Here is a 25216-nt window from a genome sequence, read left to right as displayed (position 1 = left end):
TACGTCTCCCTTATCAACTTACTCTGCTACATGAAATAAATGCTTCCCAAGATCCAACCTACTGCCTACCTGCTTCCTATCTACCCAGAATTATTAAAAGTTTTACGTGTCAAATTCTCAACACAGTCAATTAATGCATCCAAAGCTTTGCCTGCCTCTGATTCACTGCCTTTCGCAATAGCAGCAGCTAATGTGCCGTGCAAATTTGCCATCTCGGTAACGCCAGCAAAATGATGAAAATTTCCAAACCAAAAACGACGAGACATCCCATGAAGGGGAGACATGGCAGCAGCCGCAAACTCATTACGAGCAGCCTGCACGGTCAAATCGTTGAGCTCTTTATCAATTCTTCTAAATAAAACATCATCTTTGTCCTTAGCGGCCTTACGAAATTCTTTTGCTAAACGTTCAAATTCTTTTCGCTCAGATGGGGTCGCTCTTTTTGCAGCTTTTTTACAAATCAATCGCTCCAATTCACGACGAGTTTCAAGCACGCGGAGTTGTTTTTCAGTATTGAGGTCTGAAATAAAAATTCCCCGTTTTGGCACAATGGTGACCAGATGTTCGCGACTTAGCCGTTGAATTGCTTCACGAATCGGAGTTCGACCGATACCTAAAAAATTAGATAATTGCGCTTCGGACATGGGAGTCTCAGGAGGCAGCTGCATCGTGACAATCATTTCTTCAATCTGGCTATAAGCCCGATCAGAGAGTGATGCCTCATCTGGAGAAACAACAAGTGCAAGATTAGAGGATTTACGATTTGTCATTAGGCAAATTGGGCTGGAGCCTCAGCTCGATCAAACATTCCATAGTCACGCAGCACCATGAACCAAAATAATTTGATTGAATCTGCAACTGATAACTGGATCAGCTTGCGATCAATTGATGTGTTTGGTGAAAACTCAATTATTGAGATTCCACGGTTGGGATCCAAAACTCCTCGATATGATTTGTTTGCAAAATCTCTGAGCGGTGCTTGAGTGAGTATTGTTTGAACCTCATCAAACCGACCAATTAACAACAAAATTTGCTCGCGATTTGGACTTTCACTAATCTGTCCCCCTTCGTTTGATACTGAAACACGAAGGCGATAATCATCAAAAACCTTATTACGTCCACAAACTTGTGCGCCATTATGGTCAGGTTGACAACGCCACTGAGCCAAAGATTCTTCATCTTTCCAACAGGAAAATGACAAATACCAATCTCTCTTCTGAAGATTAGCAAAGCGCTCAACCGAGATAAAACCTGGATTTTGCTCCACGATTGGCTTTAGGTGAGCAGCCATTGAAAAGTACTCTTCGACATGACCAGCTTTTGGTAACACATCGAATAGAACTGATTGCATTATGCGATCCTATGATTGAAGCGCTTTTTGTTCCTGTTGATCAAGAATTGGCCCCTCCAAGGTGACCTTTTCCTCTTGTACCCCACCATTACGAAATTTTTCAACAATTGGTCTTAGTTTCGGATCGACGTGCTCTTCATTAAATCCATTTAAGAGCGTCCCAACTAAGCCACGCTTAAGATCACTAGTACCCATAATCCAGTCAGCGAGCGGGAATGTTAGATTCATATTTTTGTGCATCATGATGCCAAGATTGTGATGGGCGGCATGATGACGTCGAATCGTATTAATAAAAGGCATATTACGTACGAACCAGTTTTCCTTGACATGGCAGCAGTAATGAAATGTTTCGTAAATTAGGTAGTGACCAACCATCGTCATATACAAGATATAACCAACATTAGGATTAAAAATTTTTGAGGCTATGTATCCAAGAACTGTCCCTGCAACACCTAAAACAATTAATACCCGCCATGGGAAAAAGACGATCCGATGTTCTTTCACTGTGTCAATGGTGTAGTCTGTATCGGTGAAATATTGATGATGTTGACGTGTATGTCTGTCATATATTGCCCTAAGTGCAAATACATCAATCAGACGGTGCATCACATACTTATGCATCGCCCACTCTACAAAGTTTCCTGCGATCGCAACTGGAATAATCGTTAGCCAAGCCCACGTTGGATTACTAAGTTGACTGGCGCAATAGTAAATCGCAATTAAACCGGCAACATACATCACACCAATGTGTATTAATCCGTTATAAAAAGGACTAATTTGATTCACATAAGACTCACGAAACCTCTTCTGTCTTTCCGTCATCACCATCGGCTTAGAAAAAGTACTCATCGAAGTCTCCTTGTGTAATGAATAACACTTGATATATATTACTAACATATTAGTTGAATGTCAGTAAATTGGAAGTGTTGTTTATCAGGATTAACCCTTAAATTAGGAGAAACCATGCCCAGTGATATCGAAATTGCACAACAAGCAAAAATGTTGCGTATTGCTGAAGTCGCTAGAGACAAACTGGGAATTTCTGATGAATATTTAGAGCCTTATGGGCACTTCAAAGCCAAAGTTTCCCTACCCTACTTGGAAACGCTAAAAAATCGTCCTAATGGAAAGCTTATCCTGGTAACAGCGATTAATCCTACGCCTGCTGGAGAAGGGAAAACGACAACCACTGTTGGACTTGGCGATGCCCTCAACTACCTAGGTAAAAAAGCAATTATCTGCCTGCGTGAACCATCGCTTGGTCCTGTATTTGGAGTAAAAGGTGGTGCTGCAGGTGGTGGCTATGCCCAGATCGTACCAATGGAGGATATCAATCTTCACTTTACAGGCGATTTCTCCGCCATCGCTTTAGCTAATAATCTTTTGGCAGCTTTGATCGATAACCATATCTTCCATGGCAATACGCTTGGTATTGATAGCCGCCGAATTCAATGGAAACGCGTGGTTGACATGAACGATCGCGCGTTACGGCACATTACTAATGGGCTTGGCGGTCCAGGTAATGGGTTTCCGCGTGAAGATGGGTTTGATATCGTAGTTGCTTCTGAAGTAATGGCAATATTCTGCTTAGCCACGTCGCTTGATGATCTTAAAGAACGGCTCTCCAATATCGTAGTTGCCTATACCCGCGATCTAAAACCTATTTTTGCCAAAGATCTCAACGCTCATGGGGCTATGACGGTGTTACTCAAAGATGCATTGGCACCAAACCTTGTTCAAACCCTTGAAAACAATCCAGCCTTTGTACATGGTGGACCTTTTGCCAATATCGCGCATGGATGTAACTCGGTGATTGCAACCCAAGCAGCACTCAAACTGGCCGATTATGTGGTGACCGAAGCGGGCTTTGGTGCCGACTTGGGGGCTGAAAAATTTATTGATATCAAATGCCGCAAATCAGGCTTGCGCCCCTCTGCTGCTGTGATTGTGGTGACTGTTCGTGCTATGAAATACCATGGAAATGCCGAACTATCAGAATTAACCCAAGAAAATCTAACAGCCCTTGAAAAGGGGTTGGTCAACCTAGAGCGCCATGTTGAAAATATCACAAAGGTATACCAAATACCCTGTGTAGTTTCAATCAACCAATTCTTAAGTGATACTCCCGCAGAAATCGATCTTATTAAAAAGCGAATGCAATCTTTGGGAGTAAAAGTGGTTATTGCTTCCCATTGGGCACATGGCGGCAAAGGCGCTAAAGATCTTGCTGAAGAGGTGATCAAACTTTGTGACACGCCATCTCAAATGCAATTTGTATATGAAGAGTCTGATAGCCTCTGGGACAAGATTAATCAAATTGCTAAAAAGGTATATCGAGCTAGTGAAGTTACTGCGGACTCAAAGATTCGAGCACAAATTCAAGACTTGCAAGAAAAGGGTTATGGTCATTACCCTGTATGTGTAGCTAAAACACAGAGCTCTTTTTCAACCGACGCCAAATTACGCGGGGCGCCCAATAACCACGTCATTAATATTAGGGAAGTTCGCCTTGCTGCCGGCGCTCAATTTATCGTGATGGTATGCGGCGATATTATGACAATGCCGGGCTTGCCGAAAATCCCATCTGCTGACAAGATTGACTTGATTGGTGGAAAGGTAGTTGGATTGTTTTAAACACTCGGTTCAATTTTTTTACAAATGTACTCTTCTTACATATAGAGCACGTGTCTAATTACTTCGGTAAAAATTATCAATCAGGATAAGTCCACTGATACTTTAGATACCCAACCAAGACCCATATATCTATTGGGCTCTAGCGGTGATATTTACTGCACACCAACTACACATTTATAAAAAAATGACCTAGCGTTTTCACGCTAAGTCATTGAATTTATTGGTGGGCCCAGCTGGACTCGAACCAGCGACCCAAGGATTATGAGAACAGATAACCATAACAGACCTCTTTGATATCAAGAGGTTACGTCGCCTAAGGATCGGTGTGTGGTGTTATGTGTAGTAATAATAACTTTGCTAAAAGGAGATTAATCTTATTTGCAGGCCGAGCAAGATTTCTATCAAAAGTAGAAAGCACAAAGAAAATGTCTTCAACCAGCTATAAAGCGCAATACAAAATAAGTAATGCCTACTTATCATGGATGACTGCAGGCACATATGGAAACTTCAATGACGCACTAGCCCTAAGAAAGAAAAAGGCTGGCGCTATTGTGGTGAGGATTGAAGATGGCGCTAAGATGGTAATTTATTCATCCTGAATAAATTACTCTCCCATGACCCCGAACTCCATATAATCATTCTAGCTATCTACCGTCTTAAAACCTAGATCAAAAAAGTGGTGTCTCAGTAAACATATCTAGCCGTAATGACTTGATTTTTCAATTTAATAATTGCAATTACCTTAGTACCCTTTTCTATATTAAATTTTCCTCTTATCTCAAAATTTTCCCTATTTGCAGCAAGCTCATATTCTTGCTTGCTTGCTCCATTTAGTAATGTCAGCTTTGCGTTTCCCCCATTAATGTCAATAGGCTTTCCATGATCTCGCACATAAATTTGCACTAAATCATTTTTTGCGACAAGCTCAACATCAATATCCTTGACTACAAATATTTTTCCTCCAAATAGAGGGGCATGATCATGCCTCCCGTCAGCATTTGCAATAGATGTAGTCGATAGAAAAATAACGAACGTTAATATAAGTGATCGAATTTTCATTTTTAATATCCCTCTTGTGCATTTGTAATTAATAATGATTTTTCAGCGTCTTTCTTTCCATAGAGCCAAAACATAGCCGGCGTTAAAAAGGTATCTAATAAGGTTGAGCTAATAAGCCCAGAGAAAATTACAACCGCCACAGGATGCAATATCTCCGTTCCCGGCCGTTCCGCCTCAAAAAGCAAAGGCGCTAAAGCGAATGCTGTAACTAACGCTGTCATCAAAACTGGTGACAATCTCTCAATTGAACCTCTTACTATCATTGACTTACTAAATGCCTCACCCTCTAGCCTCATCAGATTTAGGTAGTGGCTTATTTTTAAGATTCCATTTCGCACCGAGATACCAGCTAGCGTGATAAATCCGATGAGGGCGGCAATTGACAGTGGCTGACCAGATAGCCATAAGCCAATGACTGCGCCAATCATTGCCAATGGGATGTTGGACATAATCATGAGAGAAAAAAGGGTTGATTTGTACTTTGTATAAAGTACAGCAAACATCATTAGCAATGAGCCAATTGATAAAAATCCAATCAACTTAGAGGCCATTTCTTGAGCGACAAATTGTCCTCCTAACGTAACGAAATAACCTTCGGGCATACGGAAATTATCGACTACAACCCTAATTTCTTTTACTACGTCAGATAACGCCCTATTTGATGTATTTGCAGAAATGACAATTCGCCTTTTCCCATCATCCCTGCTAATTTGATTGGGACCATCGCTATCCTCCAAGGAAGCAATCTTTGAAAGCGGTATTCTTCCAAGCGGAGTATCAATTAAAACATCAGACAACCCATCAAGCGTTCGAGAAGTCTCTGGCAATTTCAGCACAAGCCCAAAACGTTTACTTCCCTCGATGATTTGAGAAAGGCGCTCCCCTTCTACTATTGACTGCAATACCTCCATGACTTGAGATGTGGAGACTCCATATTGCGATGCAAGGTCATAATTAATTCGTACTTTAATTTGCGGAGCTAATACTTGCTTTTCAATCTCTAAGTCTACGAGACCTGAAACTCCAGATAATTTTGAGCGTAATAAATCTGCTTGACTGCGCAAAATATCCAAGTCATCACCAAAAATCTTGATGGCAATTTGTGAACGCACTCCTGATAGCATGTGGTCGATTCTGTGTGAGATAGGTTGCCCTATCGCAATCGCAGCAGGTAAGTTCACCAATCTCTTTCGAATGTCATCTTGAATATCAGCCATAGATCTTGTTAATTCTTTTGCAGGCTTAAGTCCCACATCAAGCTCACTAACATGTACGCCTTCCGCGTGCTCATCAAGCTCAGCGCGACCACTCCTTCTGCCAACATAGGTCACCTCAGGGATTTGACGAATAAGTACTTCAGCTTGCCGCGCAATCGCTGAAGATTCGGTTAAGGCAACCCCCGGATTGAGTCTCAAACCTACCAATAATGTCCCTTCATTAAACGGAGGCAAAAAAGCAGTTGGCATTACAAAAATGCTGAGCCCAGAAACGAGAACCAAGGAAGCGGCGTAAACAATATATCTTTTTGGCGCCACCAAAAATCGATTGAGCATTATTTGGTAATGCGATTTAAGCCAAACTAGGATTTTGGTATCTCCATGGCTAGCCTGTTTCATGGCTGGCAATAGGTAATAACTCAATACTGGCGTAACCGTTACCGACACGATCAAAGAGGCCAGCGTAGAAACTATAAACGCTATCCCAAGAGGGGTAAACAATTTACCTTCAATTCCCGAAAGTGCAAATAAGGGAATAAAAACCAATACTATGATGGCAGTTGCGTAGATAATCCCGGTTCTCACTTCAAGTGATGCCATCCGCACTACCTCAATAATGCTGACACGCTCACCTTCTGGCTTATCGGTATTGATTTTCAGTCTGCGAATGATATTTTCAACATCAACAACCGCATCATCCACTAGTCCACCAATAGCAATAGCAAGACCTCCTAAGGTCATAGTGTTAATGGAAAGACCAAAGTATTTAAAAACTAACGCAGTGATTAATATCGATATTGGAATTGCAGTCAATGAAATAAAAACTGGCCTGAATGTACCCAAAAACAGATACAAAATAATTGCTACAAAGATTGAAGCACCAATCAGTTTTCCCTCAAGTGTATTGATAGATGCCTCTATAAATGTAGCCTGCCTAAACGTCATTCTGGGCGCATTCATCCCTTCAGGAAGGCCTTGCTTTAATTGATTCAGTGCATTTTCAATTTTTAAACTCAAATCGATTGTGTCGGCCAATGGTTGCTTTTGAATTCCCAAGATAACTGCGGGACCCCCTTCATAACCAGCATCACCTCGCTTAACTGCTGGCGCAAATGTAACCTCAGCTATTTGCTTTAGCAAAATTTGCTGACCACCCTTTGTTGTGACTGCCAAGTTTCTCAAATCATCCAAGCTAGAAGTTCTGCCAATGTTACGAATCAGGTATTCCTTGTTATTAACCTCAATGAAGCCCCCAGAAGTATTCGATGAATGCCCCCTAAGAACCCCCTCCAGCTGCGATACCGTCACCCCTAGCTCGGACATTCGCCGCGTATTAGGCTGGACTTGAAATTGACGGACCTGACCTCCGATTGGAATAACCTGAGCAACTCCAGGAATCGCCATTAATCGAGGTCTTAAAACCCAGTCTGCATACTCGCGAACTTGCATTGGAGAAATCTTAGCCTCATCAATTGGTATTGCAATTTGCATAATTTCGCCCATGATGGAGCTGATCGGTCCCATTCGCGGTACAACCCTATCGGGTAACGTGTTTTCCATTGTGCTTAAACGCTCACTCACCATTTGACGGGCTCGATATATATCCGTGCTCCAATTAAAGGTGATGTAGATAAAAGAGAGTCCAGCGCTCGAAATTGATCTCACTGACTCGACACCCGGAAGACCATTCATTACCGTTTCCAATGGAAATGTAATTAATTGCTCAACCTCCTCAGAGGCCATTCCACCAGCTTCAGTCATTACAGTTACGGTTGGCTTATTGAGGTCTGGAAAAACATCTACCGGCATGCTCTGGAGCGCAAATGCTCCGTATGCCATGATGATTAATCCAATCAAGATGACAATCAGACGATTTTTCAAGCTAAAGTTTAATAGCCAGGTAAACATAGTAGCCCTTAGCGAATTTGATTAATTAAGGAAGCTGCGCTACTTACAACCCTATCTTGCGCAGACAATCCTGAAGTGACAACGACATACTTTCCATCGAGCGGCTCATATAAGACTACTTTTGGCTCAAACTCTTCTGGCGACTTCTTAATCCAGACAATGTTTTGATTAGCACCATTTTTAACAATTGCCGAGAATGGAATTTTGAAGCCTTTATATTTGGTCTCAGTACTAACAAACACTCTAAGCGGTTGACCAATAGGAATTCCTAGCAAATCATCATTTTTCCCAGAAAATGTAATGGGAAGTGCGAGCTCTCTCATAGATTGACCTCCGCCCAAATACTGAAGTTCAATAGTTTTTCCAGAATATTCAATGAATCCACCAGATATATTTTTGAGCATAGTGCCGTCATAAGCTAATGCCTCAACCAATAATCGACTTGGATTTACTACCTCGAAAATTAATTGCCTTGCCTCGACCACCTGCCCAGAAACAATGCCCATCGTCGAGATAATCCCCGAAACAGGCGCTCTCAATTCTTCATTGGCAACCGCGGCCTGAGCCTCCTCAATCGTTTTGCGAGGTACGGTATCACTTAACTCCCGCAATCGTTTTAAACGGCTTTCAGCTAAAGAACGGGTACCGCTAGGGCCAGCCTCTGGCGTTACGTAAGCAAGCACATCACCTTTCGTCACACTTTGCCCGGGCAATGGAAATCCTTTAGGTCCTGGTGTGATTCTTCCGGCAACAATCGCTTGAACCTTGCCGCCATAGTTTGGATCCATCATGACCTTGCCTGCCAAATCGAGTGTTTTAGGAAAATCGCCCTCTTGAGTCAATTCAGTCTCAACCTTCAACTGCCTTTGCGCTAACTTGGGTATAAAAAGATTGCCATTGGCTTGCCTTTTGGGAGTGTCAACACTCAGTGCAGCAGTTGAATTCTTTTCATCCCCATGATCAGATCCTGCGTATGACAAACTGAAAAAAAATAGTACGGCCGCAATCAAAATAGGTTTAAATAATGTAATAAAGATAATCATTTGCGATCCTTAATTTGCATAAGTATTTTTTGTATTTTCGGGATGATTTGTCCGCGTTTAGAGTAAAAGCGCCAGGAAATCGCAAGCAGAACCAATACACCGATCGCCAACTTAGCAACCAACCACCAGCTAAATTTTGTAGAGTTGGTGTGTTGATTGACAAACGTAGTTGCAATAATGTCGCTTACATCACCATCAATAATGGTGATAGTTACAGGCACGAGATCACCCTTTAAGTTTTTAGCAAGAGGGCCCTCATAGACATTGCCAGGAGCTTCTTTGAGCTCAATTTTTTGGCCGTCTAGATCAATATTGACTTGTGCAGCTTTCACAGGTTTGTTGGTTAAAAAATGATCTATGTAGAGTCGAATCAGCTTTTCATCGAAAACACCAACAACCTCATACATATCAGATTCTGCATAAAAACGGGGCAATGCTACCCCAACGGAATTAACTGCTTGACCAGCATCATGATCATGGCCCGGACCAGCAATAACTAAGTTTACAGACGCAGCTGACAGAAAAATAACTGCGGAAAGTAGAATGAGTTTGCGTTTTAAATAATTCATCGATAAATCCTTATTCCGGTAACAGCCCAAGGGCTTGGCGTAAATTTGAAATGGCCACTGCGTAATTAATTTTTGCAACAGCAGCTTGTCGGCTTGCATCCGATGCCTCTAACTCAATACGCAATCTTGTAGGTAAATCCGTCTCACCAAATCGAAACGACTTTTCAAAAAAAGATCGTGTTTCATTAGCCAATACGGCTCTTTTTTCAGATGAGTCGGCTTTTAGTCGAGCAGTCTTTACCAGCAAAACACTTGACTCAATATTCGAGAGAGTCCTCTCCCTTTCAAGCGCCAACTGCGACTCAGCTTCTACCATTTCAGCAGTTGTTGTTGCTAATTTATTTTGATAGCGAGAATCCGAACCAAACGGAATGCGTATTCCTAGAGTAATGGATTGTTGAAATGGAACACCATAAACATCCCGCCCTCTTGTTGTCAGAAGTTGCAATTCCGGTGTTGATCGCGTTTGCGCTTTAGCTAGTGAAACTGCTTTCTTAGCTACCTCAAGCTGATCAAGTAATGCTGCTACTACTGGTAAATTGAAATCTAGACTCGATAAATTATCCGGAACCTTTGGGATTGGCTCAGCAAGCTGATTTAATAATCCGGTCTTGATAGATTTTTCCACCATACCAACACCCAACAATGAGCGAACCTTTTGCTCTGCATTGATAAAGTTGGCTTGAGCTTCAGCTAGACTTGCTTCTGCATTGGCTAATGCGCCATTAGCTTGATGCAAATCTGCACGCGATAAGTCTCCAGCCCTAAATCTTTTTTCTACATCAAAACTTAGTGCCTTTGCGTTTTGAAATCTACCATTAGCCAAATCTAACTCTACGCTAGATCGTTTATATGACCAGTAAGCATCGCGAACTTCAGCGGCCACTTTCAGTTGAATTAGAAGATACTGAGAAAGCAATCTCTTATATTCAGCATCCGCTAACCCGATAGAATTGGCGCGCTCACCCCACAACCAAAGCGGGATGCCCAGACCCGCAATGGTCTCGCTTGCACCTTGATTGCTATTCGCTCTATCAGTTTTTTGAGCGATCTCAATAGATGCAGGGCTAGCCAAGAAGCTACTTGCAATCTTTTGCTTCGCTAATGCAGCATCCACTCTGAATTGATACGATTTTGACTCAGGCTGACGCTCCCAAGCTATTTCATACAGGGACTTTAATTCGCGCTTATTCAGCTTTGCATCATCGGCATAGGCAAATATTGACCAGAATATCGATGGAATGCAAAGCATCCAAACAGAAAAATTTCGCCACAACGGCATTTTCTCTCGAAACATAACAACTCCATTTGATTTAACAATTGAGAGTTGACGAGAATTTTTTAGTTGAGTTTAGGGATGGTTCTCGCCAACTTAAGCGAGAGGAATCCAATTAGGCTTATATGGCGGAGGGATACTAAGATCGGGGAAATGCAGATCGATAGCTATTACAAAGTGAAGCTTATTTAGATAAAGATAACTTACGCTGGATTCGTTGAAAAAGGACGAGTGGGTTAAATGACATGTTCCGCAATCAGAATCATTAGCTAAATTTGACCCGACCTTTTCTGTGGGCACTTTATGGTCATGCTCATGGTGCCCCGGGTGAGAAATGGTGGACTGCTCATGAAGGCAATAGCTCGCAACTACTGCAAACGACGTTTGCAGCCCAATAAAAAACACAGCAGCGAGAATTATTAATCTTTTCACAGTCTTATTTTTACACACTTCTTTAATTCGTGCACACCTTCCAAAATACATAAAAATAGGCTGATAATTGGCTTTATTGGATTAGGCGGACCAACGGACAATTCATCTGCTGATCCGAATATTTCTTAATATGATACTAGGCAATCATTTCACGATAAGTACAAGAGCCTAGCCTCCCACTATTTACTTTTTGGGCTGATCCATCCATATATAATTTTGTTGCATCATTTGATTCATCATATTTTGTTGCATGCCCATGTATTGTTCCATCATGTATTGGCGTTGCTTTAACTGCTCTGGAGTTAACTTGGAGTAATACGGACTCATTCCATTCCAATCCATCATCGGACCCATCATGTGGCCGCCCATCTTGCCCCCATTGCCACCACAACACCCCATCATTCCCGAGTTCCACATGCCTTGCATCATATTCATATTGCCTTGCATTGTGTTCCAGTGATTCTGTATGAGCTTTTGTCTTTCTTGAGGATCTTTAGTGGCACGAATCTTATCCATCTGCTCTTGCATCTTTTTAAAGTTCTCCTGGATTTGAGCCGCCTGCTTGTCAAACTCTGCAACATCAACATTTTTTTGTTGGGTCTGCGTAGTCCTAGTACCCGTTCCTGCTGATTGCGCTAAAACGGGCGTACTCAATAAAACACCTAAACTTAAACCAGCAATCCATCCTAGCTTTTTCATCATAGCGCTCCTTCTGTTGAATGCTTAATTTTCAAAAACAATCATGTCTGCATATTCCATTGAGATCTTATTTTTGGCGTCTGTCAATCTCGCAAGTTGATAAAAATCACAATTAGCTTGATTTTTTCGATAAATTGATCTGGGATTGCCAGGATTGAGCATGTCCACTAACCCTTAACCGTTGCTTAAAACACTCTAATTACGCAATAGCCGCAATCCGTTAGCCACTACCAACAAGCTAGCCCCCATGTCAGCAAAAACTGCCATCCACATAGTTGCCTGTCCTGTAAAAGTCAGCGCAAAAAATATCGCCTTAATGCCAAGCGCCAAGGTAATGTTTTGATACAAAATATTGGCCGTTGTTTGGGATAACCTAACAAAGCTAGGTATCTTTCTTAAATCATCATCCATTAATGCCACATCTGCTGCCTCAATAGCTGTATCAGTTCCTGCGCTTCCCATGGCAAATCCAATACTTGCCTTTGCTAAAGCTGGCGCATCATTAATGCCGTCACCAACCATGCCAACCTTGCCATCAGGATTTTTGTTTAGTATTTCATCAATGATTTTAAGTTTGTCTTCAGGTAATAAATTGCCCTTAATTACGTCAACACCCACTTCCTGGCCAATAGCCTCTGCCGTATAGACATTATCACCAGTAAGCATCATCGTTCTGATGCTCAAATGATGAAGGTCTTTAATGGCTTGCTTGCTGGTATCCCTCACTGTATCAGCGACTGCTATCAATGCTAATACTTGTGATGAGTTAGTAAGCATCACTACGGTTTTGCCTTGTTGCTCTAACGGAAGTAGTTGAGCTTCAATTTCAGGCGAGCATAAGCCTAGCTCCTCAATCAGGCGGTGATTACCCAGTTGATAAGTAACCCCTTCAAGAGTGCCTCGAACTCCTCTGCCCAAGATGGCCTCAAACTTATCCACTTCAATTAATGAAAGATTGTTTTCCGCAGCACTATCGGCAATCGCTAAAGATACGGGATGGTCTGAACGAGCCGCTAAGCTGGCAGCAACTTGATGCGTATGCTTGGCCTCACCGCCCAAAATAATTAAATCGGTTTGCTTAGGTTTGCCATAGGTAATCGTTCCTGTCTTATCCAGTGCCAAAACTTTCATATGGCGTCCCATCTCAAGAAAGACGCCGCCCTTTACTAAGATGCCTTTACGTGCGGCAGCAGCCAATCCACTAACAATCGTCACTGGCGTGGAAATGACCAAAGCACATGGGCAAGCAATGACTAACATCACTAACGCTTTATAAATCCAGTCATGCCACGACATACCTAGAGCCAACGGAGGAATGACAGCCACCAATACCGCAATTAAGAAAACAGTTGGCGTATAAATCTTCGCAAACTGATCAACAAATCTCTGTGTTGGGGCACGACTGCCCTGAGCCGCCTCTACCGCATGAATAATTCGGGCAAGCGTAGAGCCTGTTGAGGTTGCTGTCACCTTAAACTGAAAAGAACCTGTTTGATTAATGGTTCCCGCAAAAACAGTATCGCCTTGCACCTTATCAATTGGCAAACTCTCACCCGTTATAGGCGCTTGATTGACTGTTGAATTCCCGCTTGTGAGTACGCCATCTAACGCGATACGCTCCCCTGGGCGAACTTGAACGATTGAGCCTAAGGTAATGGATTTGACTGGAGTTGGCAACCAACTGCCATCAGCTTGAAGCACAGTAGCTATCTCTGGCGTTAAATCTAATAAGCCACTAATCGCATTACAAGCACGGTCAAGGGACTTAGCCTCAATTACTTCAGCCATTGAAAATAAGAACATCACCATAGCGGCTTCAGGCCAACTACCGATTGCCATCCCACCGGTCACCGCAACCGACATAAGGGCATTGATATTTAGATTGCCATTCTTTAGGGCAATCCAACCCTTTTTATACGTTGTTAGGCCACCACTAGCAATAGAGAATATAACCAAGGCAATCACAAGATACTGACTACTAAGTTGGTTTACCTCAAATGGGAAGAACTCAATTAACTCAGCCAAAGCGGCCGTCACACCAGCGATAGCTAGAGGCCACCAATTTGTTTTGGCTGGCTGTTGATGTCTTGAGCTTTTAGTGGGCGAACCCTCTTCAAGAACCGCTTTCATGCCAACACTCACTAAAGCAGATTGAATTGTCTCAAGCGAATCTAAGTTATGACTTACCGAAAGTTTTCGTTGAATCAAGTTGAAATCTAACCCCGCAATGCCTTCAACCGTAGCTAGCCTCTTTCGGATTAACGCCTCTTCCGTTGGGCAATCCATATTCTCAATATGAAAGACGGCTTTATTCCCACCAACAGATGATGTAGATGGTTGCGGTGTGGCAGGCGAAGAACAGCCGCAAGAAGACTGGCACTGACTCATTTCAATAACCTAACTATTTTTAACATTTGTCTATTAAAAAGCCTATAGTAGCTATAGAGTCAAGAAATTAAAATAGTTAAATAAATGCCATTGAGGTGAACCCAATGAAAATCGGTGAATTAGCCAAAGTTACAGATACTCAAGTAGAAACCATTCGTTTTTATGAACAGGAGGGTTTATTGCCTAAACCCGCTAGAACTGAAGGCAATTTTCGGATTTATGGCCAACAGCACTTACAGCGCCTCACGTTTATTCGACATTGCCGCTCATTGGACATGGCTTTAAATGAAATTAGGCAACTACTTCGTTTTAAGGACTTGCCCAATGAAAACTGCGGCTCTGTTAATAATTTTCTTGATTCCCATATAGAAACCGTAACCAACCGCATAAAAGATTTACAACAACTTGAAAAACAATTAAGAGAGCTAAGGGAGCTGTGCCACGCTAATCAAGACTCGGCTCATTGCGGAATTCTGAACGAATTGTCGCAACCTGTGAAATCACTATGAGACAATTTCTCGCCTCATAGTTAGATTATTTCTTATTAAAGAAAAGGTGCTTGACTAAGGCGGCTATAGCCAGAACTAGGGCAACTGAAACCAAAATGCCAATTATTCCAATGCCGCCACCAGCAGACAATTCTTGCTCCATACGCTCAACAGCTAACTTGGCGATATCTTTAAAGCGGCGGGTTATTACTGGCAGATTAGAGCGATTACGAATTTCCGCTTCAAAAAAGATCTCTTTAGCCCGATCTTTAGCCAACTCTAATTTGCGCTGCTTAGTAGAAGCTCTTTGCCAGACTCCAGCAACCTTATAGCGACATTGCCAGAGAGGGCTATTTGGCCTGCGGAAGATAACAACTTCGCCATCACGTAAAAATAGTGATTGTGGCTCTGCGAAATGAAGTGTTGATAGCTTGGGCTGGAGATACTGCGGAGATGAGGGTAAAACTTCTAGATTTATAAGCTTGATGACCAAACCCTTAGGCATGAATTTGCTGTAAAAGTTTTGAACTCATACAGCAAGTTTATTTTCAGCGCTTTATTTGGACAACCGATATAAAAAAATGTCTTTTAAAACGACATCATGAACACTTACACCCACCACCACAGCCGCCACCTTGCTTGGCCTGAGTAGTGCCACCAGTATCCAGTTGAGCTGGGTAACCGTCCTCTATTAAGGCCGCAATTAAGTCATCCGCCTTATCAGTAGCCCTTGTCACCTTAACTTTTCCAGTAGCTAAGTCCACAGATACATCCTGTACACCCTCCAATGGTTTAAGTGTGTTAGTGACATGTTTAACGCAAGAGCCACAAGTCATACCACTTACATCTAAATTGATTTCGCTCATCTCAAATTCCTTTATCTGTAGGATTGATAAACGCTGGGCTTACCATTTAATCCAATTAACAAAACATCGTAGGGGTCTTTTCTGCCCTTGTACTCAGGCCCATCCATACCAGGGGAGCCAACTGGCATAGCAGGAACTGTTAATCCAATTGCTTTGGGTTTTTCAACTAGCAGTCGCTTGATTTCTTTAGCAGGAACATGGCCTTCAATGGCATAACCATCAATTAAGGCTGTGTGACAAGACCCAAACTGAATAGGCATACCTAACTTCTTACGAATTTCATCATTTCCATCTGTATAAGTCTTAACAGCAAAGCCATTCTTTTCTACATGGTCAGCCCAGTCTTTACAACAACCACAGGTAGGGCTCTTCCACATCGTAATAACTGGCTTTTCAGTCACAGCAAAACTCAATGTCGGCAATAAAGCTAGGCCAAACGAAATAAGCCTTCTTTGTTGATTTACCAATCTAACAGTATTCATCACTTCATCTTTAATTAAATTCAATTGGGCCTCCTACTGAACTTTTCTAAACTGCTTTGCGAATAATTTTGTTCCCTTTTGCTCCGCTACAAATTCAACTTGATCCCCAGGGTTAACTCCCTTTAAAACTTCTGTAGTCTCAACATTAAAAACCATGGACATCGGCGCCATATCAAGGCTCTTAATTTCCTCATGCTTGATGGTGACTTTCTTATTTTCAGCATCAACACGACGAATTTCGCCCTTAGTCCACTCGGTAGCTCCGACGGCAAAACTAGCCAAACACATCATTACGGTTATTATTTTTTTCATTGCTGCACCTCAATCTTTCCAACCATTCCAGCCTGATAGTGCCCGGCAATCAAGCAAGCAAAATCAAAACTTCCAGCACGATTAAATTTCCAAATAATTTCACCTTTTTTACCAGGTGAGATATGTGCCATGTAGGGTTCATCATGCTCCATATTGGGATGCTTTACCATCATCTCGGCATGCTTATCAAGCATTTGCTTTGTGCCAATTACCATTTCGTGCAACAGCTTTCCGTTATTTTTAATCTCAAAGCGTATGGTTTCACCAACCTTGATATTGATTTTTTCTGGCTTAAATTTCATATCATCGCCCATTGATATAGCGATGGTTCGATTCACTTCATCCTTTGTGCCGCCAATACCCCACTCCTCTTGTTGAAAGGATGCCTGTTGATTCATTTTCTTATGCTGATCCCCATGCGCAAAGCTAAGCTGAGAGATTGCTAAGCTAATCATTAAAAAAATTATTTTCATTGCTTGCTCCTAGTGTTTGTGATTAGTAGTGCCTGGCTTTTTAACCTGTACTTCTACCTCGGGTTTGGATTGAACGCGATTCATCGCTGATTCGCCAGCATTATTACTGCGCTTGGCTGCGGGCATGGCGCCCTTCCACTCATACGCCCTTGTGCCTGCTGGCTGTTTAAACCAACCAGAATTTTTATAGTCGTTAGGCGCTTGATCTTTCCGAACCTTTAATACAGTAAACATGCCACCCATTTCAAGCGAGCCATAAGGGCCATCACCCGTCATCATTGGAATAGTATTAACAGGCAATGGCATCTCCATCTCCGTCATATCAGCCATACCTCGCTCACCCATAGCCATGTAGCCTGGAATAATCTTCTTTATCTTTCCAGCCAATCCCCGATGATCCACACCAATTAAATTAGCAAGATCATGACCCATAGCATTCATGGTGTGATGACTCTTATGACAATGAAATGCCCAATCACCTTCTTCATCTGCCAAAAATTCAATTTGACGCATTTGACCCACTGCCACATCTGTGGTGACTTCATACCAACGGGTTGCTTTTGGGGTTGGTCCACCATCAGTCCCGGTAATATGAAATTCATGCCCATGTAAATGAATAGGATGATTCGTCATCGTCAAATTACCGACACGGATACGAACTTTGTCATTCAAGCGGACATTTAGGGTATCAATGCCAGGAAAAACTCGGCTATTCCACGCCCAAATGTTGAAGTCCAACATTGTTGCTGGCTTAGGTGTGTAGCTTCCTGGATCAATATCAAATGAGTTCAAAAGAAAACAAAAATCACGATTCACCTCATCAATGTCTGGATGCTTCTCTTTCGGGTGAGTGACCCAAAAACCCATCATTCCCATTGCCATTTGAGTCATTTCATCAGCATGAGGGTGATACATGAACGTACCAGGGCGACGAGCTGTGAATTCATACACAAATGTCTTGCCTGATGGTATTGCCGGCTGATTTAGTCCAGCCACCCCATCCATACCATTCGGTAGACGTTGGCCATGCCAGTGTATCGATGTGTGCTCGGGCAGCTTATTTGTGACAAAAATTCTGACCTTGTCACCTTCCACCACTTCAATCGTTGGGCCTGGGGATTGACCGTTATAACCCCATAAATGTGCTTTAAACCCTGGCGCCATTTCTCGCACTACAGGCTCAGCAACAAGATGGAATTCTTTAACGCCATTGTTCATTCTCCATGGCAAGGTCCATCCATTTAAAGTCACAACTGGGTTGTAGTCTCGGCCACTATTCGGTATCAATGGTTTTTGCGTATTGGGACTATTTTGGATTACTGGCTCAGGCAAACCTGCTAAAGCATGACGACTCACACCAGCCGCAGCCATTGTCACTGCCGCCCCAGTTAAAAATTTTCTACGTGTGTTCATTAATTACCTCACATTAATATTTGAGAAATCCATCTGGACATCCATTAGATCTTTGTCTAATCGAGCAGACTGAATTAAAAAAGCTGTATTGACATCGATATAGTCCATCACAGTTTTACTTTGAGTTTCTACATCTTCTAGCAAATGAAACACATCAATGAGCATGCCGTTGTATCTCAGTAAATTCTCTTCAGAAATTTTCTTCTGAGTTGGTAAGATTTCTTCTTTATATGATTTAACGCCCTGATATTTTTCTAAATAGCTTTCATAAGAGAGGCGTGCTGTTGAGCGAGTTTTTACTGACTCTGGATTATTGATGTCCCCTAGCCCAATAGCTTTTAACTCTCTAGCGCTTAACTTTCTTTGCTCTTTGGGAGGTTCTGGTAAACGAGCATCAACATCCACTCTGACATCGCGATCATCAAAGTTCATGCGCTGAATAAAGCGCTCCTTTGCCTCTAGATATTTTCCCTGTAATGCTTTGTATTCAAGCCTTTTTTTGTATAAAGCCTTGTTCTGCTTCAAAAGCGCCAGCTCATTAATGTTCCCAACCTTGTACATACGAGCACTGAACTCAGACGCTGCCTCTACAGCATCAAGAACATCTTCCATATGTATCAGCTTTTCTTTAAGTGCTACAAACTCATAATATGACTTAGTCGTCTCGTAAATAATTGATGAACGCTTTTGTAATGCTGAGCGTTGCGCAGGCGTTAAGAGATAGTAGTCAGATGTTGACTCGGAGCCACGAAGATAATTAGTCCAATCAAGCTGTTGATTTAATGCTCTCTCAATTGCCTGATTCAAAGTAAATATATTTTGATTGGCAGGGCTCTCGCGTACGACTTGCTCCTTTGAGTAAACCCTCCAACCCCCTATTTCACCAACAAGTTTGTTTTGCTCAATCCATGAAGATGGATTAGCAAATGCCTGAGATATAGCAAGGCTTAGTACAGCAATAACAATTTTTTTCAATTTAACTCTCCAATAAGAATTTAGCCCAAATTTTGGGCGGACTTATGCTAGAAGAGTTAAAGAATGGGTGGTTTGATTAGAGCAGAGAGATCACGACTAGCAAAACTAGTCTTACCGGAATTAAAAATCGCAGTCAATGTGATTTGATCAAAGCTGGAATGAGTGGGAATGAAACCAAATCCAACACAAAGTGCGCAGGAGTTACAACCATTACCCTCGGACTTAGCGCTTAGTTTGGCGCCCTCTTCATTTGAAGCTGAGGCTTGGTGGCAATTATGAGAAATTTCTTTTGCCTCTACACCAGCCATATTGGTTTGATGTTTAAATGACATATCTAATCCCGCCCATGCCTGGACTGGCAAAAGCAATACCAGCGAAATTAAAAATATCTTTCTCAACATATGAATTATGGTAGCACAATTTTCAACGTAATGTTTAGGTAACTCTTTGCTTGGTAAATGTTAAATTTTTCGCCATTATTTACCCTAAACCATTGGGAGGCCTTGATGACTTGGTTAATCACCAAATACTTACTAACAGCCGGGATGGTTGTATTCATTAGCGAAGTTGCCAAGCGAAGCGATAAGTTAGGCGGATTCATTGCGGCATTGCCGCTGATGACACTACTTACCCTGACTTGGCTTTATGTTGAAAGCCAACCTGAAGAGAAAATAGCAAATCATGCCTATTACACATTTTGGTATGTGATTCCGACGCTGCCAATGTTTCTACTATTCCCCTACCTGCTACCTAAACTAGGTTTTTGGATGGCAATGGGGGCAAGCATAGTTGTCACTGTTATCTGCTTTGGTTTATTTGCTTTGTTGATGAAAAACTTTGAGGTTCAGCTGTTGTAATGTTTTGTCGTTTAAAACGACATTACAAATACACACCATAGATGGTTCTCACGGTTAGACAGAGTTAAGGCAAATAGACAGCGGTAGACAAAGTCGAACAGCGTCTAGGGCTGTGAATGGAGAGTGAAAACGAAAACAGCCGCCGAAAGGCGACTGTTTGAGTTCTTGGTGGCCCGGAGCGGAATCGAACCAGCCCTATCGAGGGTTGAAAAGTTAGAAATCCAGTCCACAGATTCGAACTTTGCACCAAAATCCGTTGCACACTTTATTGCACACCGCATTTTGACCCTTGTAACTCATTGAATTTATAAGTGATTTATGTGGAACAATTTCCTTTTAATCCGTTGGTCGTTAGAGCTTTAAATCGTAAGCGTTACTTTAAGTAACGTTTGCAACCAATCTAAGCAGCTAATAGCTTTTGCCCGGCTTGCCTTCCTCGCTTTTTACTTTGATAGCTTGCACTCACTTTAGCGTCAGCCTCAATCAACCGCCTAGTTTCAGCGCCTCGCAATTGCTCAGCCGCCTGGATAACTTTTAAATGGCTATAGTGACGCTCAATCATAACAACACTTGTACCCATTTGCTTGGCAAGAGTATGAATAGGTACCCGATCATGGGTTAATGCCAATGTTGCGTAAGTGTGGCGCAAGCTATAAAACACCCGCTTTTGCTCAGTCTTAGGATCCTTTAGCAAATTGTGATCTTCTAAGAAACACATAAACATCTTTTGAAAGGATTCGCTTACATCCTCTTTTTTGTCCTTAGTCCTAAAAACGTAATCTTCATTATTAGGATTAATTAAGTCTTTGAGTGGATCAGTTAATGAGCTATCTACTCCATAGTTTCTTTTAGCAATGCGCTCTAGCACCTTTACTGTGGGTTGCCTTCCAATAATCTGTCTGGTGCCAGTCTTTCCAGTAACAGTAAGTTCACAACTACGGTTTAGGTTATGTACCTCAATTCGATTGCCGTGCTCATCGACTTGATCGGTCAAAGTGGACGCAGGGCTCATCATGAAGCGGATTTGCTTCCACTTAATATCCAATAACTCAATACCAGGTCTTGCACCAGTATCTACCAACATCTCAATATAGTCGCGCATGATTAATCTGCGTTCACGGCTAGCAAGATTGCGAGCAGCATCAATCCAAGGTTCTAAATTAGCTAATAGCGCTTTTAGCTCATACAATTCAAAAGCAGGTCTGCGATCGCTCTTCTTACCACTACTTGCTACCAGCTTAGGACGATTAGCCTCTGTTAAAAAGCCCCGAATGACTGCTTCATCAAATACCCTGTTCATTGCCGCATTTTGCGTATGTAAAGTACTAGAAGTGGGCTCCTTGCCCATAAACTCAATGCGATCACGATCAAATTGCTCTAAAGCTTCGTAGTCAATATTAGTAATCATGCGATTGCCCAATGAAGGAATGATGTAATCCTTAATCACCCGAATGTAGTCTCTATAGATCACCTTGCCTTTACCAGCAGACAATTCTTGCTCCATACGCTCAACAGCTAACTTGGCGATATCTTTAAAGCGGCGGGTTATTACTGGCAGATTAGAGCGATTACGAATTTCCGCTTCAAAAAAGATCTCTTTAGCCCGATCTTTAGCCAACTCTAATTTGCGCTGCTTAGTAGAAGCTCTTTGCCAGACTCCAGCAACCTTATAGCGACATTGCCAAATGCCACTCCGCTCACGGCGATATATGACTAGCTCTCTAGGCAGCAGTTCATGGGTAGTTTCAACGATTTGCGGCATATAGTAACTTTAGTTTCTGATAGCGGCTTAGGACAACCGGTATTGGGCAAATCGCCTGATCAATTTGTCCAAAGCAAACTGGCTGATTAATGGTAATTCTTGGAATGTCATGGTGATCTCTTGGGGCTCTCTTGGAATTCGTAGCGTTACTTGAAGTAACGCTTGATCTACGCAAGCACTCATTGCGCCTCCACGAAAATAATCCCATGCTTTTCTAGCGCATCGCCAATACCAGCTACTTCAATGCTAGAAAACACTGAATGCCCCAGTCTTTGCTGAAAATAGTCATTCACAGCAAACAACGCCACCAAGTCGTCCATATCCAATTCATCACCAAGATTAATCTTGGCACTGGCATATGCTGAAGTTTTTAAAGTGTCAAAAGAGATAACTTGATTAACTGCAAGATTGCTTTGATTCATTTGCTTCTCCCGTATATATGGGGCTATCAATATCGATAACCCATATACGTACGATAGGCGTTTTGACCTACTTTTCGGATAAACAATCAATTTAAATCGAGTTTGTTAATAGGTTGTAGAGCCAGGCTAGGACAACCTAATTGGATGAATTACTGGGGGCAATTTAGCCAAAAGAACTTGTGGCTAAGAGTGGGGATTATTGGATGGTTTATGGAGAAGAATGGAGGGGTGAGCGTTACTTTAAGTAACGCTTATTTGAGCATTCCCTTTAACTCATTAATTTGATCATCAAAATACTCAAAATTAACCATAGCATTTATTGGAATATATGCCTCCGTACACCCAAGCCTATGAGTACTATCCCAGATTTCTAACACCCCATTAGACAAGATACATCTTGTAAATTCAAGCGCAGTAATTTCATTACTTATTGCCGATTGATCGCTCCTATTTGAGGTGACATTAAAATCATGAAGCGGATCAAATCTTAGTTTTTCATTTAGAAAATCCAAATAAATTCGTAGCTTTATAAGCTCATTTGCAGATTTGAAATTAAGAATAATGCCGCCTTTCGTCAATGCATAGGTATCGGCGTTAAATGACTCTAGGGCATAAAAATGTTGCTCTCTTCGCGCGACGAATCTCAAGTTGTCGGGAATATTAATAGCTAAATCTCGATCTAATGTTCCACCATTCTTAAGGATTGCATACGCCTCTGAATCTACGAGACCCCTAAATCCACCCAACTCATATAAATGCTCCTTATATATTGTCTTTAGCCTTTTAATTCCAAAACTTTCTTCTAAAGCTAGCTCAACATAATTCCTAATAAGGGGTAAATTCTTAGAAATTTCAATTAAATCTTCAGACTGATCTGGATTAACGAAGGGCTCTGTATCGGCATGAGCTATTGCATGCCTACATCCACTATATAAATACTCCCCAACATCACGTCCATCAACTTCCAGCTCTCTTAATCTTTTAACAGCCAGATGATCGTCAAGATTTCCTTTATTTGCATTCATCCAAATACCACGACTCTTGGCATTTGATATTGCTACAGTAAATGCTTTATACAAACTGAAAAATGAATAGAATGGATTTTCTAGAGAAATACCCTCTCTAAAAAATGCCAATGCAGTTCTTGCGTTCTCACTTAAATGCTGCGGAATATGCTCTGGATCTAAATAATCTGAAATTCCATTATTTCGCATGATCCCCATTGACCTTGGGCGGTCCCCACCCGTCCAATGTACGATTTCAAGCTTCCCACCTTCAAGCCAAGCTAGCGCACTAGCAAATTCCAAAATTACTTTTTTAGCTGCATCGACACTTAAATTGTATGAGTCTGCTTTTAACGCAATAGCTGGCAATGTTGGAGTGGGCGTCCCTTGCGCTTGTTCATAAGGCATAAGAATGAAATTTTTGCCTTCGTATTCAACTGATTGAATTTGGGGAGGCCAAAATATGCTTGTCTCTATAACAGCGACAGTCCAGCCGCCTCTCTCTTGTATAAGGCTTTGAGCAAAAGTGAATGGATTTATCAAGGGCTTCATATTAATTGCCTAATTTAAGTACATTCACTTTAATACTTTCTCATGTATATAAAAAGACAAAACCCCAGCTATCTCTAACTGGGGTTTGCTTTTCTGGTGGGCCCACCAGGACTTGAACCTGGGACCAAAGGATTCCGGTTTGTGTTAGTTTCCTAACTCCCTGGACTATGCCTTCATCATATTGATTGCTCAACTTAGATGGGTGCCGTCTAGTCTCTACACCTTCAACAATAAACAAGACTTTTGGCAATATCGCCAACCCGCTGACTACTGTTTGTCGGTTCTATGAGAATTTCTGCATTCTAAGCACGGCTTGTTAATGTGGCGTCGCTGGTTTTAGGAAAAAATCCATTGCTACCGAAACCACTGCTGGCTCGATGCGGTGCGGACCTTTGAATTCCAAAGAAGTGACGTCATAACCTGCAGCCTTAAGTTTGGTTACGTGAGGACGCGCACTAGTTTCAATTGACAGTTGCTCGTCTTCCAAACCGTGGGCGATGAAAATGCGGGGCGCACCATTTTGCTGAAGGACTGACATAAAGCCCCCAGAAAAAATGATCACGTGGCTAACAAAGTCGCCATTGGTCAGTCCTACTGACAGTGCATAACTGCCTCCGTCTGAAAACCCAGCAAACCCCAAGTGGGATGGATCGATATAAAAACGTGAGGCTACTTCGTGCAATGCTTTATCCAGCCGCTCTAGGTCTGGGCCATTACCACCCACAACCAAGTCCCAAGTTGGAAACTGAGACTGCGGTAACAGAAGCAAAAAGCCATGCTGACGCGCATGCTTGATCAAAAATGGCAATACCTTATCAGCACTGCCACCAGCCCCATGAAACATCACAAGTAAAGCAACTGGAACTCCGGGCTGGAGATCGTCCGGCACGATCAATACTGCATCACGCTCGCTAGCGATGCCCAGGTTGTGACGACCAGCGGGCAAGGCTTGTTTGTCGGGCAAGTTGCCGGGTCGAAAACTGAGCCGGCCCAGTAGCAAATCTCCAAGGATAGATGTGTCAAACGTTGCCATC

General features: G+C 42.2%; 26 protein-coding genes. 4 read left to right on the top strand and 22 right to left on the bottom strand.

Translation table 11 applies throughout. The annotated features are described in order from the left end of the window. Nucleotides 1-80 precede the first annotated feature (80 nt). The 3 genes from QUE61_RS02055 to QUE61_RS02045 are packed head-to-tail and all read right to left on the bottom strand — an operon-like array spanning nt 81 to nt 2176. A complete protein-coding gene (locus QUE61_RS02055) occupies nt 81-770 on the bottom strand; it encodes a GntR family transcriptional regulator (RefSeq protein ID WP_286307290.1) in 690 nt (229 codons plus the stop codon). Continuing rightward, the gene (locus tag QUE61_RS02050) at nt 770-1351 is read right to left on the bottom strand and encodes an antibiotic biosynthesis monooxygenase family protein (RefSeq protein WP_286307289.1); all 582 of its coding nucleotides are present in this window, start codon (nt 1349-1351) and stop codon (nt 770-772) included. Before QUE61_RS02050 ends, QUE61_RS02055 begins: the two co-directional genes overlap by 1 nt. A 9-nt stretch (nt 1352-1360) precedes the next feature. After that, entirely contained in the window at nt 1361-2176 is an 816-nt protein-coding gene (locus tag QUE61_RS02045; protein WP_286308240.1) for a sterol desaturase family protein, read from the bottom strand. 138 nt (nt 2177-2314) lie between these two features. Here QUE61_RS02045 and QUE61_RS02040 point away from each other — a divergent pair, with 138 nt between their 5' ends. Both QUE61_RS02040 and QUE61_RS02035 read left to right on the top strand, forming a co-directional pair. Next, the gene (locus QUE61_RS02040) at nt 2315-3985 is read left to right on the top strand and encodes a formate--tetrahydrofolate ligase (RefSeq protein WP_286307288.1); all 1671 of its coding nucleotides are present in this window, start codon (nt 2315-2317) and stop codon (nt 3983-3985) included. 335 nt (nt 3986-4320) lie between these two features. After that, complete coding sequence (locus QUE61_RS02035) at nt 4321-4584, top strand: hypothetical protein (RefSeq protein ID WP_286307287.1); 264 nt, start codon at nt 4321-4323, stop codon at nt 4582-4584. A gap of 85 nt (nt 4585-4669) precedes the next feature. Here QUE61_RS02035 and QUE61_RS02030 read toward each other — a convergent pair whose 3' ends face one another. From QUE61_RS02030 to QUE61_RS02000, 7 genes are all read right to left on the bottom strand, one after another. Then, nucleotides 4670-5044 (bottom strand): hypothetical protein, encoded by a 375-nt coding sequence (locus tag QUE61_RS02030; protein ID WP_068324035.1) that lies wholly within the window; start codon nt 5042-5044, stop codon nt 4670-4672. A gap of 2 nt (nt 5045-5046) precedes the next feature. After that, the gene (locus tag QUE61_RS02025; protein ID WP_286307286.1) at nt 5047-8169 is read right to left on the bottom strand and encodes an efflux RND transporter permease subunit; all 3123 of its coding nucleotides are present in this window, start codon (nt 8167-8169) and stop codon (nt 5047-5049) included. Nucleotides 8170-8177: 8 nt separating this feature from the next. Beyond that, complete coding sequence (locus QUE61_RS02020; RefSeq protein ID WP_286226363.1) at nt 8178-9212, bottom strand: efflux RND transporter periplasmic adaptor subunit; 1035 nt, start codon at nt 9210-9212, stop codon at nt 8178-8180. Further along, nucleotides 9209-9781, bottom strand: coding sequence for a hypothetical protein (locus QUE61_RS02015; RefSeq protein WP_286307285.1), 573 nt, complete (start codon nt 9779-9781; stop codon nt 9209-9211). Before QUE61_RS02015 ends, QUE61_RS02020 begins: the two co-directional genes overlap by 4 nt. Before the next feature lie 10 nt (nt 9782-9791). Next, complete coding sequence (locus QUE61_RS02010; RefSeq protein ID WP_286226364.1) at nt 9792-11078, bottom strand: TolC family protein; 1287 nt, start codon at nt 11076-11078, stop codon at nt 9792-9794. A 594-nt stretch (nt 11079-11672) separates the two neighbouring features. After that, on the bottom strand, nt 11673-12188 hold the full coding sequence (locus tag QUE61_RS02005; protein WP_286227493.1) for a hypothetical protein: 516 nt from the start codon (nt 12186-12188) through the stop codon (nt 11673-11675). A gap of 195 nt (nt 12189-12383) precedes the next feature. Continuing rightward, on the bottom strand, nt 12384-14576 hold the full coding sequence (locus tag QUE61_RS02000) for a heavy metal translocating P-type ATPase (RefSeq protein ID WP_286307284.1): 2193 nt from the start codon (nt 14574-14576) through the stop codon (nt 12384-12386). Between the two features lie 104 nt (nt 14577-14680). Here QUE61_RS02000 and cadR point away from each other — a divergent pair, with 104 nt between their 5' ends. Beyond that, the gene (gene cadR / locus QUE61_RS01995) at nt 14681-15085 is read left to right on the top strand and encodes a Cd(II)/Pb(II)-responsive transcriptional regulator (RefSeq protein WP_286307283.1); all 405 of its coding nucleotides are present in this window, start codon (nt 14681-14683) and stop codon (nt 15083-15085) included. A gap of 25 nt (nt 15086-15110) precedes the next feature. Here the strand turns inward: cadR and QUE61_RS01990 are convergent, their stop codons facing one another. The 8 genes from QUE61_RS01990 to QUE61_RS01955 all read right to left on the bottom strand — a co-directional run bounded on the left by QUE61_RS01990 (nt 15111) and on the right by QUE61_RS01955 (nt 19917). Next, on the bottom strand, nt 15111-15569 hold the full coding sequence (locus QUE61_RS01990; protein WP_286307282.1) for a hypothetical protein: 459 nt from the start codon (nt 15567-15569) through the stop codon (nt 15111-15113). A 94-nt stretch (nt 15570-15663) separates the two neighbouring features. Further along, nucleotides 15664-15930, bottom strand: a complete 267-nt coding sequence (locus tag QUE61_RS01985) for a heavy-metal-associated domain-containing protein (protein WP_062307374.1) — start codon at nt 15928-15930, stop codon at nt 15664-15666. 11 nt (nt 15931-15941) lie between these two features. After that, on the bottom strand, nt 15942-16412 hold the full coding sequence (locus QUE61_RS01980) for a DUF411 domain-containing protein (protein WP_286308239.1): 471 nt from the start codon (nt 16410-16412) through the stop codon (nt 15942-15944). 33 nt (nt 16413-16445) lie between these two features. Then, entirely contained in the window at nt 16446-16724 is a 279-nt protein-coding gene (locus QUE61_RS01975) for a copper-binding protein (protein WP_286307281.1), read from the bottom strand. Next, nucleotides 16721-17197 (bottom strand): cupredoxin domain-containing protein, encoded by a 477-nt coding sequence (locus tag QUE61_RS01970; RefSeq protein WP_062307380.1) that lies wholly within the window; start codon nt 17195-17197, stop codon nt 16721-16723. The genes QUE61_RS01975 and QUE61_RS01970 overlap by 4 nt, the downstream gene beginning before the upstream one ends. A 9-nt stretch (nt 17198-17206) precedes the next feature. Continuing rightward, nucleotides 17207-18610 carry a multicopper oxidase family protein gene (locus QUE61_RS01965; protein WP_286307280.1) on the bottom strand — a complete coding sequence of 468 codons (1404 nt, stop codon included), beginning with the start codon at nt 18608-18610 and terminating at the stop codon, nt 17207-17209. A 3-nt stretch (nt 18611-18613) separates the two neighbouring features. Continuing rightward, nucleotides 18614-19585 (bottom strand): TolC family protein, encoded by a 972-nt coding sequence (locus QUE61_RS01960; protein WP_286307279.1) that lies wholly within the window; start codon nt 19583-19585, stop codon nt 18614-18616. Nucleotides 19586-19641: 56 nt separating this feature from the next. Continuing rightward, the gene (locus tag QUE61_RS01955) at nt 19642-19917 is read right to left on the bottom strand and encodes a hypothetical protein (RefSeq protein WP_286307278.1); all 276 of its coding nucleotides are present in this window, start codon (nt 19915-19917) and stop codon (nt 19642-19644) included. 174 nt (nt 19918-20091) lie between these two features. On the opposite strand from QUE61_RS01955, the gene QUE61_RS01950 reads away from it, so the two are divergent. Further along, the gene (locus QUE61_RS01950; RefSeq protein WP_286307277.1) at nt 20092-20442 is read left to right on the top strand and encodes a DUF3147 family protein; all 351 of its coding nucleotides are present in this window, start codon (nt 20092-20094) and stop codon (nt 20440-20442) included. Between the two features lie 400 nt (nt 20443-20842). Here QUE61_RS01950 and QUE61_RS01945 read toward each other — a convergent pair whose 3' ends face one another. The 4 genes from QUE61_RS01945 to QUE61_RS01930 form a co-directional block, all read right to left on the bottom strand. Continuing rightward, nucleotides 20843-22204, bottom strand: a complete 1362-nt coding sequence (locus QUE61_RS01945; protein ID WP_286307276.1) for a tyrosine-type recombinase/integrase — start codon at nt 22202-22204, stop codon at nt 20843-20845. Between the two features lie 179 nt (nt 22205-22383). Next, entirely contained in the window at nt 22384-22626 is a 243-nt protein-coding gene (locus QUE61_RS01940; RefSeq protein ID WP_286307275.1) for a hypothetical protein, read from the bottom strand. 251 nt (nt 22627-22877) lie between these two features. Then, nucleotides 22878-24182: a methylamine utilization protein MauJ gene (mauJ, locus tag QUE61_RS01935; RefSeq protein ID WP_286307274.1), complete on the bottom strand. Its 1305-nt coding sequence runs from the start codon at nt 24180-24182 to the stop codon at nt 22878-22880. A gap of 316 nt (nt 24183-24498) precedes the next feature. Continuing rightward, nucleotides 24499-25215: an alpha/beta hydrolase gene (locus QUE61_RS01930; protein WP_286307273.1), complete on the bottom strand. Its 717-nt coding sequence runs from the start codon at nt 25213-25215 to the stop codon at nt 24499-24501. Nucleotide 25216: the final 1 nt, after the last annotated feature.

It is taken from the genome of Polynucleobacter sp. HIN5 (genome assembly GCF_030297555.1).
Taxonomy (GTDB): domain Bacteria; phylum Pseudomonadota; class Gammaproteobacteria; order Burkholderiales; family Burkholderiaceae; genus Polynucleobacter.
Note: the sequence above shows the minus strand (reverse complement) of the source record. Positions and strands in the feature narration are given on the sequence as shown.

Coding starts and splice junctions, on each gene's coding strand:
- QUE61_RS02040 (WP_286307288.1), top strand. CDS start 2,315: ATGCCCAGTGATATCGAAATTGCACAACAAGCAAAAATGTTGCGTATT.
- QUE61_RS01975 (WP_286307281.1), bottom strand. CDS start 16,724: ATGAAAAAAATAATAACCGTAATGATGTGTTTGGCTAGTTTTGCCGTC.
- QUE61_RS01990 (WP_286307282.1), bottom strand. CDS start 15,569: ATGCCTAAGGGTTTGGTCATCAAGCTTATAAATCTAGAAGTTTTACCC.
- QUE61_RS01985 (WP_062307374.1), bottom strand. CDS start 15,930: ATGAGCGAAATCAATTTAGATGTAAGTGGTATGACTTGTGGCTCTTGC.
- QUE61_RS01945 (WP_286307276.1), bottom strand. CDS start 22,204: ATGCCGCAAATCGTTGAAACTACCCATGAACTGCTGCCTAGAGAGCTA.
- QUE61_RS02050 (WP_286307289.1), bottom strand. CDS start 1,351: ATGCAATCAGTTCTATTCGATGTGTTACCAAAAGCTGGTCATGTCGAA.
- QUE61_RS01970 (WP_062307380.1), bottom strand. CDS start 17,197: ATGAAAATAATTTTTTTAATGATTAGCTTAGCAATCTCTCAGCTTAGC.
- QUE61_RS02020 (WP_286226363.1), bottom strand. CDS start 9,212: ATGATTATCTTTATTACATTATTTAAACCTATTTTGATTGCGGCCGTA.
- QUE61_RS02005 (WP_286227493.1), bottom strand. CDS start 12,188: ATGAAAAAGCTAGGATGGATTGCTGGTTTAAGTTTAGGTGTTTTATTG.
- QUE61_RS01955 (WP_286307278.1), bottom strand. CDS start 19,917: ATGTCATTTAAACATCAAACCAATATGGCTGGTGTAGAGGCAAAAGAA.
- QUE61_RS02025 (WP_286307286.1), bottom strand. CDS start 8,169: ATGTTTACCTGGCTATTAAACTTTAGCTTGAAAAATCGTCTGATTGTC.
- QUE61_RS02010 (WP_286226364.1), bottom strand. CDS start 11,078: ATGTTTCGAGAGAAAATGCCGTTGTGGCGAAATTTTTCTGTTTGGATG.
- QUE61_RS02030 (WP_068324035.1), bottom strand. CDS start 5,044: ATGAAAATTCGATCACTTATATTAACGTTCGTTATTTTTCTATCGACT.
- QUE61_RS02055 (WP_286307290.1), bottom strand. CDS start 770: ATGACAAATCGTAAATCCTCTAATCTTGCACTTGTTGTTTCTCCAGAT.
- QUE61_RS01930 (WP_286307273.1), bottom strand. CDS start 25,215: ATGGCAACGTTTGACACATCTATCCTTGGAGATTTGCTACTGGGCCGG.
- QUE61_RS01940 (WP_286307275.1), bottom strand. CDS start 22,626: ATGAATCAAAGCAATCTTGCAGTTAATCAAGTTATCTCTTTTGACACT.
- mauJ (WP_286307274.1), bottom strand. CDS start 24,182: ATGAAGCCCTTGATAAATCCATTCACTTTTGCTCAAAGCCTTATACAA.
- QUE61_RS01980 (WP_286308239.1), bottom strand. CDS start 16,412: ATGAATACTGTTAGATTGGTAAATCAACAAAGAAGGCTTATTTCGTTT.
- QUE61_RS02015 (WP_286307285.1), bottom strand. CDS start 9,781: ATGAATTATTTAAAACGCAAACTCATTCTACTTTCCGCAGTTATTTTT.
- QUE61_RS01965 (WP_286307280.1), bottom strand. CDS start 18,610: ATGAACACACGTAGAAAATTTTTAACTGGGGCGGCAGTGACAATGGCT.
- QUE61_RS01950 (WP_286307277.1), top strand. CDS start 20,092: ATGACTTGGTTAATCACCAAATACTTACTAACAGCCGGGATGGTTGTA.
- QUE61_RS02035 (WP_286307287.1), top strand. CDS start 4,321: ATGTGTAGTAATAATAACTTTGCTAAAAGGAGATTAATCTTATTTGCA.
- cadR (WP_286307283.1), top strand. CDS start 14,681: ATGAAAATCGGTGAATTAGCCAAAGTTACAGATACTCAAGTAGAAACC.
- QUE61_RS02000 (WP_286307284.1), bottom strand. CDS start 14,576: ATGAGTCAGTGCCAGTCTTCTTGCGGCTGTTCTTCGCCTGCCACACCG.